The organism is Bacillus coahuilensis m4-4 (assembly GCF_000171615.1).
In the GTDB taxonomy this organism is placed as follows: Bacteria; Bacillota; Bacilli; order Bacillales; family Bacillaceae_K; genus Bacillus_T; species Bacillus_T coahuilensis.
In genome coordinates this window covers 1-12,720 of sequence record NZ_ABFU01000011.1, presented here as the reverse complement: position 1 = coordinate 12,720, position 12,720 = coordinate 1, and the positions used below count along the sequence as shown (strand labels likewise).

At 42.7% G+C, this 12,720-nt stretch carries 15 protein-coding genes, 2 tRNA genes, 2 rRNA genes and 1 pseudogene; 17 read left to right on the top strand and 3 right to left on the bottom strand.

All coding sequences use genetic code 11. The annotated features are described in order from the left end of the window. From M44_RS02340 to tsaD, 8 genes are all read left to right on the top strand, one after another. Positions 1-804 (top strand): 23S ribosomal RNA (locus tag M44_RS02340); the annotation flags it as partial. Positions 805-886: 82 nt separating this feature from the next. Next, positions 887-1,002: ribosomal RNA gene (gene rrf, locus M44_RS02335) — 5S ribosomal RNA — on the top strand. Positions 1,003-1,320: 318 nt separating this feature from the next. Next, positions 1,321-1,394, top strand: a tRNA-Met gene (locus tag M44_RS02330). Positions 1,395-1,404: 10 nt separating this feature from the next. After that, positions 1,405-1,480 (top strand) — tRNA-Asp (locus M44_RS02325). A 148-nt stretch (positions 1,481-1,628) separates the two neighbouring features. Continuing rightward, the gene (gene tsaE, locus M44_RS02320; protein WP_010170562.1) at positions 1,629-2,081 is read left to right on the top strand and encodes a tRNA (adenosine(37)-N6)-threonylcarbamoyltransferase complex ATPase subunit type 1 TsaE; all 453 of its coding nucleotides are present in this window, start codon (positions 1,629-1,631) and stop codon (positions 2,079-2,081) included. After that, on the top strand, positions 2,078-2,776 hold the full coding sequence (tsaB, locus tag M44_RS02315; RefSeq protein ID WP_010170561.1) for a tRNA (adenosine(37)-N6)-threonylcarbamoyltransferase complex dimerization subunit type 1 TsaB: 699 nt from the start codon (positions 2,078-2,080) through the stop codon (positions 2,774-2,776). Before tsaE ends, tsaB begins: the two co-directional genes overlap by 4 nt. Beyond that, positions 2,746-3,237 carry a ribosomal protein S18-alanine N-acetyltransferase gene (gene rimI / locus M44_RS02310; RefSeq protein WP_010170558.1) on the top strand — a complete coding sequence of 164 codons (492 nt, stop codon included), beginning with the start codon at positions 2,746-2,748 and terminating at the stop codon, positions 3,235-3,237. The genes tsaB and rimI overlap by 31 nt, the downstream gene beginning before the upstream one ends. After that, positions 3,234-4,277 (top strand): tRNA (adenosine(37)-N6)-threonylcarbamoyltransferase complex transferase subunit TsaD, encoded by a 1,044-nt coding sequence (gene tsaD, locus M44_RS02305; protein WP_040365300.1) that lies wholly within the window; start codon positions 3,234-3,236, stop codon positions 4,275-4,277. Before rimI ends, tsaD begins: the two co-directional genes overlap by 4 nt. A gap of 338 nt (positions 4,278-4,615) precedes the next feature. Here tsaD and M44_RS02300 read toward each other — a convergent pair whose 3' ends face one another. Next, a complete protein-coding gene (locus tag M44_RS02300; RefSeq protein WP_010170554.1) occupies positions 4,616-6,544 on the bottom strand; it encodes an ABC-F family ATP-binding cassette domain-containing protein in 1,929 nt (642 codons plus the stop codon). Between the two features lie 213 nt (positions 6,545-6,757). On the opposite strand from M44_RS02300, the gene M44_RS02295 reads away from it, so the two are divergent. From M44_RS02295 to M44_RS02265, 9 genes and pseudogenes are all read left to right on the top strand, one after another. Further along, the gene (locus tag M44_RS02295) at positions 6,758-7,411 is read left to right on the top strand and encodes a redox-sensing transcriptional repressor Rex (protein WP_010170553.1); all 654 of its coding nucleotides are present in this window, start codon (positions 6,758-6,760) and stop codon (positions 7,409-7,411) included. Between the two features lie 69 nt (positions 7,412-7,480). Beyond that, positions 7,481-7,647, top strand: a pseudogene (locus M44_RS25775) (twin-arginine translocase TatA/TatE family subunit). Between the two features lie 17 nt (positions 7,648-7,664). Then, positions 7,665-8,414, top strand: a complete 750-nt coding sequence (gene tatC, locus M44_RS02290; RefSeq protein ID WP_010170552.1) for a twin-arginine translocase subunit TatC — start codon at positions 7,665-7,667, stop codon at positions 8,412-8,414. 167 nt (positions 8,415-8,581) lie between these two features. Continuing rightward, positions 8,582-8,740: a hypothetical protein gene (locus M44_RS26690; protein ID WP_155814878.1), complete on the top strand. Its 159-nt coding sequence runs from the start codon at positions 8,582-8,584 to the stop codon at positions 8,738-8,740. A gap of 213 nt (positions 8,741-8,953) precedes the next feature. After that, positions 8,954-9,337 carry a GntR family transcriptional regulator gene (locus tag M44_RS02280; protein ID WP_010170550.1) on the top strand — a complete coding sequence of 128 codons (384 nt, stop codon included), beginning with the start codon at positions 8,954-8,956 and terminating at the stop codon, positions 9,335-9,337. Next, on the top strand, positions 9,334-9,483 hold the full coding sequence (locus M44_RS27720; RefSeq protein ID WP_010170549.1) for a P-loop NTPase family protein: 150 nt from the start codon (positions 9,334-9,336) through the stop codon (positions 9,481-9,483). The genes M44_RS02280 and M44_RS27720 overlap by 4 nt, the downstream gene beginning before the upstream one ends. Further along, positions 9,480-10,241, top strand: a complete 762-nt coding sequence (locus M44_RS26685; protein WP_420167086.1) for an AAA family ATPase — start codon at positions 9,480-9,482, stop codon at positions 10,239-10,241. The genes M44_RS27720 and M44_RS26685 overlap by 4 nt, the downstream gene beginning before the upstream one ends. Continuing rightward, entirely contained in the window at positions 10,219-10,935 is a 717-nt protein-coding gene (locus M44_RS02270; protein WP_010170545.1) for a hypothetical protein, read from the top strand. Before M44_RS26685 ends, M44_RS02270 begins: the two co-directional genes overlap by 23 nt. Before the next feature lie 21 nt (positions 10,936-10,956). Continuing rightward, positions 10,957-11,667: a hypothetical protein gene (locus M44_RS02265; protein ID WP_010170544.1), complete on the top strand. Its 711-nt coding sequence runs from the start codon at positions 10,957-10,959 to the stop codon at positions 11,665-11,667. A gap of 33 nt (positions 11,668-11,700) precedes the next feature. On the opposite strand, the gene M44_RS02260 is transcribed toward M44_RS02265, so the two are convergent. Both M44_RS02260 and M44_RS02255 read right to left on the bottom strand, forming a co-directional pair. Beyond that, the gene (locus M44_RS02260) at positions 11,701-11,919 is read right to left on the bottom strand and encodes a YdiK family protein (RefSeq protein WP_010170542.1); all 219 of its coding nucleotides are present in this window, start codon (positions 11,917-11,919) and stop codon (positions 11,701-11,703) included. Next, positions 11,919-12,665 carry a CPBP family intramembrane glutamic endopeptidase gene (locus tag M44_RS02255; RefSeq protein ID WP_029326690.1) on the bottom strand — a complete coding sequence of 249 codons (747 nt, stop codon included), beginning with the start codon at positions 12,663-12,665 and terminating at the stop codon, positions 11,919-11,921. Before M44_RS02255 ends, M44_RS02260 begins: the two co-directional genes overlap by 1 nt. Between the last annotated feature and the right edge of the window lie 55 nt (positions 12,666-12,720).

Here is a 12,720-nt window from a genome sequence, read left to right as displayed (position 1 = left end):
TTTTGGCACAGCTTGTTCCAGGATAGTTAGGAGCCATAGAAAACGGGAGCGCCAGCTTTGGTGGAAGGCGCTGGTGGGATACTCCCCGGGCCGTGTTGGCATTCTAACCCACACCCCGTGATCCGGGTGGGAGACAGTTTCAGGTGGGCAGTTTGACTGGGGCGGTCGCTTCCTAAAAGGTAACGGAGCGGCCAAAGGTTCCCTCAGAATGGTTGGAAATCATTCGTAGAGTGTAAAAGCACAAGGGAGCCTGACTGCGAGACCTACAAGTCGAGCAGGGACGAAAGTCGGGCTTAGTGATCCGGTGGTTCCGCATGGAAGGGCCATCGCTCAACGGATAAAAGCTACCCCGGGGATAACAGGCTTATCTCCCCCAAGAGTCCACATCGACGGGGAGGTTTGGCACCTCGATGTCGGCTCATCGCATCCTGGGGCTGTAGTCGGTCCCAAGGGTTGGGCTGTTCGCCCATTAAAGCGGTACGCGAGCTGGGTTCAGAACGTCGTGAGACAGTTCGGTCCCTATCCGTCGTGGGCGTAAGAAATTTGAGAGGAGCTGTCCTTAGTACGAGAGGACCGGGATGGACGCACCGCTGGTGTACCAGTTGTCTTGCCAAAGGCATCGCTGGGTAGCTATGTGCGGAAGGGATAAGTGCTGAAAGCATCTAAGCATGAAGCCCCCCTCAAGATGAGATTTCTCTTTCTTTGAAGTAAGACCCCTGAAAGATGATCAGGTTGATAGGTTCGAGGTGGAAGTATGGTGACATATGGAGCTGACGAATACTAATCGGTCGAGGACTTAACCAAATAATCTAACACACGATATTCAACGTATCTTCATGAACTTTATCTAGTTTTGAGAGTACAACGTACTGTCAAACTGAATATGTATGGTGGCAATAGCGAAGAGGTCACACCCGTTCCCATACCGAACACGGAAGTTAAGCTCTTCAGCGCCGATGGTAGTTGGGGGCTTCCCCCTGTGAGAGTAGGACGTCGCCGTGCATATTTCTTTTATCTATTCTTTATTATCGCGGGGTGGAGCAACGAGCATAAGCTTCTTGAATCCACATCGAGTTGTACCGATCGAGCTGCATCTTGAATAAGCTTTCTGAGATCGGGACAGTTATCTAGAGAATATGATCATGAGAATATTATATCAAGCAATAGTTATTATTATCGCAGGGTGGAGCACGTACGAATACGCTACGGAGCATTACATCAGCGCACTGACTGAGCTGCTACTTGAGTAATCATACTGAAGTCAGGGCGGTCTATATAATGAAAAAGATCATGAGAATACCTAGTAATAGTTTTTATTGTCGCGGGGTGGAGCAGTTCGGTAGCTCGTCGGGCTCATAACCCGAAGGTCGCAGGTTCAAATCCTGCCCCCGCAATAATCCATCTGGTCCCGTGGTGTAGCGGTTAACATGCCTGCCTGTCACGCAGGAGATCGCGGGTTCGATTCCCGTCGGGACCGCCATTTTTAAATTTTGATGTTTAAACTATTATGCATTACACTACATATAGAATACTTCACCTTAGGATAGAGTTCCTAAGGTTTTTTTATCTAGATTTTATGATTTCTTATCAATATACCATAGTTACTAATTTAGATTGGAGATACGAAGATGTCCTACTCAATCGTTTCACAGAGTGAACATGATACTACAACATTTGCGAAAAGGCTTGGTGAACGTGTATTTAAAGGAGCTGTGATCACCCTTGAAGGAGACCTTGGGGCTGGTAAAACAACGTTTACAAAAGGATTCGCCAAAGGGCTTGGGATAACACGAACGGTTAATAGCCCAACTTTTACGATTATTAAGGAGTATCACGGAAGACTGCCTCTTTATCATATGGATGTGTACCGGGTCGAAGATGGGTTTGAAGATCTTGGATTTGATGAATACTTTGAAGGTGAAGGTGTTACTGTTGTCGAATGGGCAAGTTTGATTGAAGAACAACTGCCCCGTGAGAGATTAGAGTTAAGGATCTTTCATGAAGGAGATCAAGAGAGACGTATTGAGCTTACTCCAATTGGGACACAGTATGAAAAACTTTGTAAGGAGCTACTTGAATGAATATACTTGCCATAGATACGTCTAACTTTGCATTAGGAGTTAGTCTTTTAACAGAAGAAAAGGTTGCGGGAGAGTATATCTCGAATATGAAGATTAACCATTCTTTACGCGCGATGCCTGCTGTTGAACAGCTATTAAAGGATTGTCAGGTTAGCCCAAAAGAATTGGATAAAATTGTAGTGGCGATTGGTCCTGGGTCGTATACGGGTGTGCGGATTGGGGTAACTCTTGCAAAGACGCTTGCTTGGTCTTTAAATATCCCGGTTGTGGGTGTTTCAAGCTTAGCAGTTTTAGCTGCGAATGGACGTTATTTCCAAGGGTACGTGTCACCGTTATTCGATGCAAGAAGAGGACAAATTTACACTGGGTTGTATGGGTTTCAAGATGGTGAGCTCCATGCAGTAATGGAGGATTGTAATATCCTTGCAGAAGAGTGGGCCAAGCATTTAAAAAGCCTAGGGAAACCCGTTTTATTTGTTGGTGGAGATACGGTAATTCACCGTGAAGTGTTAGAAAGAGAATTGGGGGAGCTAGCTTATATTGCCACACTATCCGAGTCTAATCCTCGCCCATCTGAATTAGGATATATCGGCTTAACCCGTGAACCTACTCCAGTTCATGAATTTGTTCCAAATTATATTAGATTAGCAGAGGCGGAAGCGAAATGGCTCGAAGCAGAGAAATCGAAGGGGTAGAGGTACACATAGCTGATCAAGAAATCATGTGCCGGGAGATGCAGCTTGCTGATTTAGATGAAGTCCTTGTTGTAGAAAACGATGCATTTACTCTTCCTTGGAAAAGGTCGGCATTTGAAAATGAGTTGGAGCATAATTCGTTTGCTCGCTATCGTGTGTTGGTGGAAAAAGAACAAATTATTGGCTACTGTGGTATGTGGTTAGTGGTGGATGAGGCACATATTACCAATATTGCGATACTATCAAGGTATCGTGGTCGTAAGCTTGGGGATTGGCTGTTATCTATAATGATGAAGGTGGCTAGAGATCACGGAGCGACGAAGATGACATTAGAGGTACGGGTAAGCAATGAGCCAGCTCTTGGATTGTATAAAAAATTAGGCTTCGTTGAAGGTGGCATTCGGAAGGGATATTATTCCGATAACCAAGAAGACGCTATAGTAATGTGGGTGAATTTATGAGTGAAAAAGGACGTTTCATACTAGGAATTGAGACAAGCTGTGATGAAACGGCAGCAGCCATTGTAAAAGATGGGACAACCATTGTGTCAAATGTAGTGGCATCACAAATCGAAAGTCACAAACGATTTGGTGGGGTAGTGCCCGAGATTGCGTCAAGACATCATGTGGAAGAGATCACACTAGTGGTAGAGGAAGCGTTACGTCAAGCAGAGGTCACGATGGAAGAGATTGATGCTATTGCGGTGACAGAAGGTCCAGGGCTTGTTGGAGCCTTACTCATAGGAGTAAATGCAGCGAAGGCCATAGCATTTGCACATGGAAAGCCTTTAGTAGGGGTTCATCATATTGCAGGGCATATATACGCTAATCGTCTTGTAAAAGAACTGACTTTTCCATTGGTATCTTTAGTCGTATCGGGTGGTCATACGGAGCTTGTGTATATGAAGGAGCACGGACATTTTAAAGTCATTGGAGAAACCCGTGATGATGCAGCTGGGGAAGCCTATGATAAAGTGGCTAGAACGTTAAAGCTACCGTATCCCGGAGGTCCTCATATAGATCGTTTAGCACAAGTGGGTTCACCGTCTATTGATTTACCTCGTGCTTGGTTAGAAGAAGGCTCGTATGATTTTAGTTTTAGCGGATTAAAATCAGCAGTTATTAACACTCTCCACAATGCCAAGCAAAAGGGGCAGCAGATCCTTCCAAAAGACGTAGCCGCGAGTTTCCAAGCGAGTGTGATTGATGTACTCGTAGAGAAAACAAAACGTGCGACCTTGGAATACGGTGTTAAGCAAGTTCTTTTAGCTGGTGGAGTGGCGGCCAATAAAGGCTTACGCGCTCGCTTGGAGGAAACCTTTCATGAGATGCCAGATGTAGATCTAGTGATTCCTCCGTTATTCCTATGCACGGATAACGCCGCAATGATTGCAGCGGTTGGAACTGTCATGTTTGAAAAGGGCTACCGTAGCGGGTTAGATTTAAATGGTAATCCAGGACTGGATATTGAAGCAACCAATAAGTTATTCACATGTGAATAAGAACCATTTTGGATACACCTGTTGAAAGGTGTATCTTTTTTAGGAAGAAAAGTTAAAGGACACATAGCGCAGAAAAGAAAGCGATAGAACTTTACCAAATTAACAGAAAAAAGAACACCTGTTTTGTACACAATTAGTGGATAACTTGTGTATAACTGTGGACATCTTGTGTGTAAAATGGATTGAATTGTAAAATTTCTTTTGAATAAGTGTGGATAACTGTGGGTAACTCTGTGGACAACGTGGATAAGTTCTGTGGGCTCTTTTATATCAACATGTTCACTGTGAATAGAAATGTGGAAAAAGCTCGAATAAGTGACGAGCTTTTCCACAGAGAATTATTGAAGGGTTGTCCATTCTTCCATTAGATCATCCACTTCTTGTTTATAGGCATTGATTTCATCGGTAAGCTTCTGAACAGCTTCATGATCTTGGAATACTTCAGGATCACAAAGGGCTTCTTCATTTGTAGCAATAGCGACTTCAAGTTCTTCTATTCTAGCTTCTACTTCCTCTAATCTACGCAGACGTTGACGTTCAAGTTTCTTTGCTTCTTTGTCTTGATAAAAGGATTGTTTATCAGCAGAAGTTAATTTTGAGACTTCGACTTTTGTCGTGCCATCTTCCTCTTCAAGACGGGCAAGCTCAGCGGCTTCTTCTTTTTTCTGAACATAATAATCATAGTCACCTAAGAAGACCTCTGTCCCTTCTGACGACAGCTCTACAACCTTCGTGGATATTCTGTTGATAAAGTAACGGTCATGAGAAACAAATAGGATGGTGCCAGGATAAGAGATTAACGCATTCTCAAGCACCTCTTTACTATCTAAGTCCAAATGGTTTGTTGGCTCATCGAGAATAAGAAGGTTCGCTTTTTGCATCATTAGTTTGGCTAGGGCAACACGCGCTTTTTCGCCACCGCTCAATGTAGAGACTGGTTTTAATACATCATCACCAGAGAACAAAAAGTTTCCGAGAATCGTACGTATTTCTTTCTCCATTTTAGAAGAATCTTCATCCCATAATTCATGTAAAACGGTTTTATTACTTGTGAGATCACTTTGCTCTTGATCATAGTAGCCAATCGAAACATTGGATCCAAACTGGATTTGACCTGAAATTTCAGGAAGCTTATCCACAAGCGTTTTAAGTAAAGTGGATTTCCCCACTCCATTTGGCCCTACTAAAGATATACTGTCCCCGCGATTAATGGTGAAGGAGATGGGGTAGGATAGAGCGTTCCCATTATAACCAACAGATAAATCCTGTAGCTTTACTACATCATTTCCACTTTGGCGCTCAATTTGAAAACCAAAGGTAGCTGATTTCTCATCACCGAGTGGTCGATCCATTAATTCCATTCGCTCAAGCTGCTTGCGACGGCTTTGAGCCATTTTGGTGGTGGAGGCTCGCGCAATATTCCGCTGAATATAATCTTTTAGCTTAGCAACTTCCTGCTGCTGACGCTCAAATGCTTTCATGTCACGCTCGTATTGCTCCGCTTTTTGCTCTAAATACTTAGAGTAATTCCCGTGAAATTTCTTGCTGCGCTGCCTGGATACCTCATACACTTGGTTCACGACCTTATCAAGGAAATAACGGTCATGAGATACGATTAAAATGGCGCCTTTATAACCTTGTAAGTAGCCCTCAAGCCAGCTGAGTGTTTCGATATCCAAATGGTTCGTTGGCTCATCTAGAATCAGGACATCAGGGCGAGTTAATAGGAGCTTGGCTAACGCAAGACGCGTCTTTTGACCACCACTTAATGTTGAGATAGAAGTCGAATAGTCCATCGTATGAAAGTTCAATCCGTGTAAAACAGAGCGAATATCTGCCTCGTATTGATAACCACCACGTTCTTTAAACTCGACATGGGCTTTATCATACTCTTTCATCACCCGTTCATATTCGGTGGCATTTTCATAAATAGTGGGGTCCGCCATTTGTTGTTCAAGAGAGCGGATTTGTCGCTCCAACTCTTGAACATCGCGAAACACCATCAGCATTTCATCCCAGATGGATAGGGAGGATTCTAATCCTGTGTGCTGCTCTAGATAGCCAAGATCCACAGATTTAGGCTTGATGATCTCTCCATCTTCATAGGAAAGCTCTCCTGCAATAATTTTTAATAGAGTCGATTTACCCGCACCGTTCCGACCCACAAGAGCAATGCGGTCGTTCGTTTGCACCTCTAGTTTAATGTTTTCTAAAATTACATCTGCCCCAAAGGATTTTGATATATTGTTGACTTGTAAAAGTATCATGTATATTCACCTCATCTTGCTACCGTAAGTGTATCGTACTCCTATTATACATTACAATCATTACCTTCCTCTAACTTTGTGAGAAAGGTAACAGACAAGATGGAAAAAATAGTGTATAGTAGATAAAGTAGCAGACGACCAAACACTTTTTAAACAAAGTTTTCGTGGAAGCGTTATCATATAGACGGCTAAAAAAGATTGGTGGGGGATATCATGATACAAGAAACAGCAAAAATACCGCAGGCGACAGCAAAGCGCCTACCGCTCTACTATCGTTTTATACAAAATTTGCACTCCTCTGGTAAGCAGCGCGTCTCTTCAAAGGAACTGAGCGAAGCAGTGAAAGTAGATTCGGCTACCATTCGAAGAGATTTTTCCTATTTCGGGGCATTAGGAAAAAAGGGGTACGGTTATAATGTCAATTATCTATTAACCTTCTTCAGAAAGACATTAGACCAAGACGAAACAACAAAGGTAGGATTAATAGGGGTAGGTAATCTAGGTACTGCCTTTTTACACTATAATTTCTTAAAAAACAACAATACGAAGATAGAAGTAGCTTTCGATGTGAGTCCTGAAAAAATTGGTAGTGACATTAGTGACGTCCCCATCTATCATATGGATGATATAGAAGAAAAACTGAAAGAACTAAATATAGAGGTAGTCATTTTAACGGTTCCTGCCCATGTGGCCCAAACGATTACAGACCGTCTTATCGATGCCGATGTAAAAGGGATCCTAAACTTTACACCGGCAAGATTAAATGTTCCGCCAGCCATCCGTATTCACCATATCGATCTAGCGGTAGAACTTCAATCTCTCGTGTATTTCTTGAAGAATTATCCACAAGACACGGAAATGTCATAATTGACCTTGTAAAAGATAGAAATCACTAGACATTTATTGTAGAATAAAGGAATGAGGAGGTGTAGTGTAATGCCAGGACCTATGAGCCTTGTAATTATTGCGATTGTTGCTCTATTAATTTTCGGACCGAAAAGTTACCGGAACTAGGAAGAGCAGCAGGAGACACACTGCGCGAATTTAAAAATGCCACTAAAGGCTTAGCAGATGACGATGACGACAAAAAGAATGCTAAGTAATTGATAGGTGATTGACGATGAGTCAAAATGAAATGACGTTAGTTGAACATATAGATGAATTACGAAAACGACTCATGATTGTGGTCGTTTTCTTCTTATTAACGCTAATCGGAAGCTTCTTTCTAGCTGGTCCATTAATCACATATCTTCAGCACGCAGATGAAGCCAAGGATTTAACGATGAACGCCTTCCGCGTAACAGACCCCTTAAAGATCTACTTTGAAATGGTTATGTTTCTCGGCATCGTGTTTACGTTACCGGTTATTCTTTATCAGCTGTGGTCCTTTGTGAGCCCGGGTCTACTAGAACGCGAACGAAAAGCAACCTTAAGCTATATTCCAATAGCCTTTTTCTTATTCCTACTAGGACTTGCGTTTTCTTATTTTATTTTATTTCCCTATGTTGTGACCTTCATGATGGGGATCTCTGAAAACTTAAACATTCAACAGGTGATCGGCATTACCGAGTACTTTGAATTCCTATTTCAAATTACCATCCCCTTCGGATTTTTATTCCAGCTTCCGGTGGTCATGTTATTCTTAACACGACTGGGGATCATCACGCCGATGTTCATGTCCAAGATGAGAAAATATGCGTACTTTATCCTATTTGTGATTGCAGCCTTTATCACACCACCAGACATTATGTCCCATTTGATGGTGACCGTGCCGCTATTTATCCTTTACGAGATTAGTATTTGGATTTGTAAAATAGGGTACAAGAAAGTGCTGTTGGCAGAGCAGGAACAGATGAATAAGGCGGAATAGATTGATTTTAGAACCCCCAAGGAGTTGATGACTCTTTGGGGGTTTTTGTTTTTGGGGGAGCGCGGTGCACAAAGAGGAGAAAGAAGGGAGAAGAGCACCGCGCGGGGTGAGCGCGGTGCACAAAGAGGAGGAAAGAAGGGAGAAGAGCACCGCGCGGGGGGAGCGCGGTGCACAAAGTGGAGAAAAGAAAGGAGAAGAGCACCGCGTGGGAGGAGGGCGGTGCAAAAGAGGAGAAAAGAAGGGAGAAGAGCGCCGCGCGGTGGGAGCGCGGTGCAGAAAGAGGGGAGAGGAAGGGAGAAGAGCGCCGCGCGGACCGAGCGTGGTAAAGCTCTCCTCACTCTTTTTTTCATATAAATACTCCCTATTACGACTAATGGAACATTCCTTTACCCCATCTAATTAAAATATCCTCCTACTCCCTCTACTTTCAAACTTTTTCTTATAAAATTTCATAAACCGGTTGATTTTTCCATCATAATAGCATATAGTACATTACAACAGTAATGCACTAAGAGAGTATAAAGGAGGTGACCATTCACTTGAGGATCAATCAAGATAGCACAAAGCCAATCTACATCCAAATTGCAGACTGGCTGCAATCGGAAATACTGTTGGGAACCATTGCGGAGGGGGAAAAAATGTATTCGCAGTATCAGCTTGCAGAAATGTTCACGATTAATCCAGCGACCGCAGCGAAGGGGATTAATCTACTGGCAGAAGAAGGACTTTTAATCAAGAAAAGGGGGCTTGGCATGTTTGTAGTAGAGGGAGCCGTTGCACACATCCAAGGGAAGCGGAAGAACGAAACGTTGTCGGCACTAGTAAAAGAACTCGTGCAAGAAGGAAAGCAGTTAAACCTGTCCCAATCAGAACTCATCCATTTCATTGAAAAAGAATGGACGAAAGGAGGAGAAACACGATGACGACTATTATCCAATGTCAGCAGCTACAAAAAAAGTTTCGAGGCACAGAAGCCGTTAAGAACGTATCGTTTGCGATAGAAGAAAATACGATTACAGGTCTTATAGGACATAACGGCGCCGGCAAACGACCCTACTTAACCTCATAGCAGGCTACACTCATCCTACAGCTGGAACTGTCCGCGTATTTGACCAAACGCCATTCAACAACCTCTATGTTTCATCCAACACCATGTTTATAAATGATGATATGAACTTTCCTACCAGTCTGACACTTCATGAATTACTGCAGATGGGAGCAACCTTTTATCCAAACTGGAATTATCCATTATCGGAGGATCTGCTTCGCTATTTCAACTTGAAGCCAGGGACAGCCTACACCCGCTTATCGACAGGAATGAAAAGTACCTTCCGAGCCATTTTTGCGATTGCTGCAAGAACGCCTCTTACTCTATTCGACGAACCTACAACCGGAATGGATGCGAGTGTACGAAATGATTTTACCCGATTATTGTTAAAAGATTATATTGAATTTCCACGAACCATCGTCTTATCGAGTCACCATTTATCTGAGGTGGAGCACGTGCTAGAGGATGTGTTGATCTTAAAAAATGGCGAGGTTCTGATGCATACGTCACTAGATTCTTTAAGGGAATACGCAGTTGGAATGAGTGGGCCAAAAAGTGAGGTAGAAGCTTTAGGGGCTGGGCGAGAAATCTTGTATCAGCAGAAGCTTGGAACAGAAGGTCTCTATCAAGTGGTTGAAAATCACTTTCAGCAAGAAGAGATCGAAACAGCAAAACAAAAGGGTGTCACGATCAGTGGTGTGTCGGCAGAAGACGTATCCACCTACCTAATTCAACCAAAGAACGGAGGGATTGAAGATGTCTACAACCGAAGTGAGTAAGTGGCAAGTGGTGATGAAGCAGTTTCATTATAAAAGAAAAGCGTACGTATCGATCTTTTTGACGCTTATTTTTGTTCAAATCCTTGGGATGTTATTTTCATTCACTTCGAATGGAGGTGGTTCGGGGGATTCAATAGGGATTTCTTACGGCTATACGCTGTATTCGTCTAGTGCCATTATCATGATGACCTTGCTGTGGGCCTTCATCTCATCGCTTCTTCTCACAACCAAAGCCTATAAATTTGATGATTTCTTATTTGTGACCAATCGATTGACCAGCAATGTATCGAACGTACTGTTCCTCCTGTTTATGAGTCTGCTCGGAGCTATCACAACATCACTCGCTAGTTTGGTATTTCGCCTCCTTTTATTTTTACTAAAAGACAGCGAGTCCCTCGTTATGATGAACATGGGGATTGGAGATTGGATAATGGGTGTTGTAGTGGCTTTTCTCTATATTCTATTAGTCGCTACCATTGGTTACTTGATCGGTACGGTATTCCAATGGGGGGATCATTGGACGAATTTTGGTACCTGTTGTTGTTCTTTCCACCTTGTTTTCGAGACAAGGGGAAGATTCCCTTGTTGTGTTGATTGGAAGCATTTATGTAGAGGAGCCAGTATTTTTACTATTCTTTGTAAAAGTTTTCCTAACAGCTGGACTACTACTTACCTTGTCCACTATTCTCACTAACCGAATGGAGGTGCGTTCCTAATGGTGGTGACGATGGTCATTCAACTCCTCGCGTTTGCTCTGTTGATAGGAGTCATAGTAGGAATAGCCAAGCTATTTGGTAAATTGCCTTCCTTTATGAAAGGAGGCAAAATTGGATATTGGGTGTTTAGGGGATACGTTATTCTCCTTTTGATTGGGTCTCTATTTTATATAGGGATTGCTCAGGTCGAACCACCCTATGAAGTAGTAACGAATGAGGAAGTGATGGAAGCTAAAAGAGTAGAAGAAAAGATTCTGAACGAGATTTATGCTGGGAAGGAACCGAGTTTTAGTTCTCCCTATGTTGAAAGAAAAGTAGAAGAATATTCTATTGATAGCAGTCAGGTACAATTGAAGGTCTACCAGCCCGATTACGTGCCTTGGGTGTTCATTCAACGGAAGGCAACTGATGATGAGACGATTGAAGTTGTTCAATACAAGACGAGTATGATACAAAACCGCGTTAACTTTTCATCTGAGGTGCCTTTTTACAAGATCAGCTTCAAAGAAGATAACTTGACCATTCTTAATGTAGGAGATACTCATTTTGAAACAAGCTATGTGGAGGGAGACTTTACAGTATCCCAATTTATGGAGGGTGGAAGCATGCGAAATGCTTACGAAAATCGAGCCCATTTAAAACGGATTGTCATAATCAAAATCCCACCTAGTCTAGATTTCGATGGTGATTACGAAATGCTTCTACCATAAACAAACTCCCCCAAGTGAATTGGGGGAGTTTTCTTAGCTAGACTTGTTGTTCTTTTCTTTCAATTTCCTCTTATAGTAAAAGTGGAATTGAATTTTTCGTATCCCGTTCCCAAAATCTAGTGTCGCAAGGATTACTAGCAGATACGAGAAGAAGTTCCAGCCGTCTTCCTGCACATTTTCAATGGCGAAAAATGTGAATAGCACGCCAAGTGCAAGGTAGATGACGCCTGAAAATAATATCGGTTGTCTCATTAAAATAATCCTCCAATAATGCTTTGAATCGCTTGATTCTGTCTTTCTAACTCCTCTAGCTGCTCGATCCACTCAGGATTAAGTTGTACCACTGCCACCAATGTATTCATCGCCACATGAGCAAAAATTGGAACAAGAATTCGTTTGGTCAGAGCGTATAAAAGGGCAAAGACCATTCCCATCATGGTGTACAGCAACAGATGGTTCAGTTCAAAATGGGCAAGACCAAAGATCACAGAGCTCAGAATAGCAGCAAACCCAAGGGGCATTCTTTTATATAGCGCACTAAAGACAATTTTTCTGAATACGATTTCCTCTAAAATCGGACCAAGAAGCGAGGACGTCACGAGCACTAATGGAACCTTCTGAATGAGCTCCATAATGTTTTGAGTATTCTCTGACCCCATTGGCACCCCAATAGCTGTCTCAATGGTAATGGCAATGGCCTGAGCAATGAAAGCGGCAGGTATCCCTAAAATGGCGACAAGAATGGATAATCCAGCACTCATCGGAGCGCTCCGCTCATCAAGAGTGTCCTTTTCGCTTTTTCGTAATAAAAGCAATACAATTATAAGGGCGATCGTAAAACTCGTCACAACCCAGTAGCCAATCGCATAATTACTGGCATCTTTCGGAGTTAATGTAAAGAATTCGTTTGCAGCCCAAAGAAAGATAGGGTACCCCACAATGCTTGAAAGCTGCATCACGATATAGGTAAGTAAGATGAACCAATGATTTTTCTTCATATATAACTCCTTCTCATCAAAAATCGTCATGCTTTATTGTACTCAAAAATGTGAG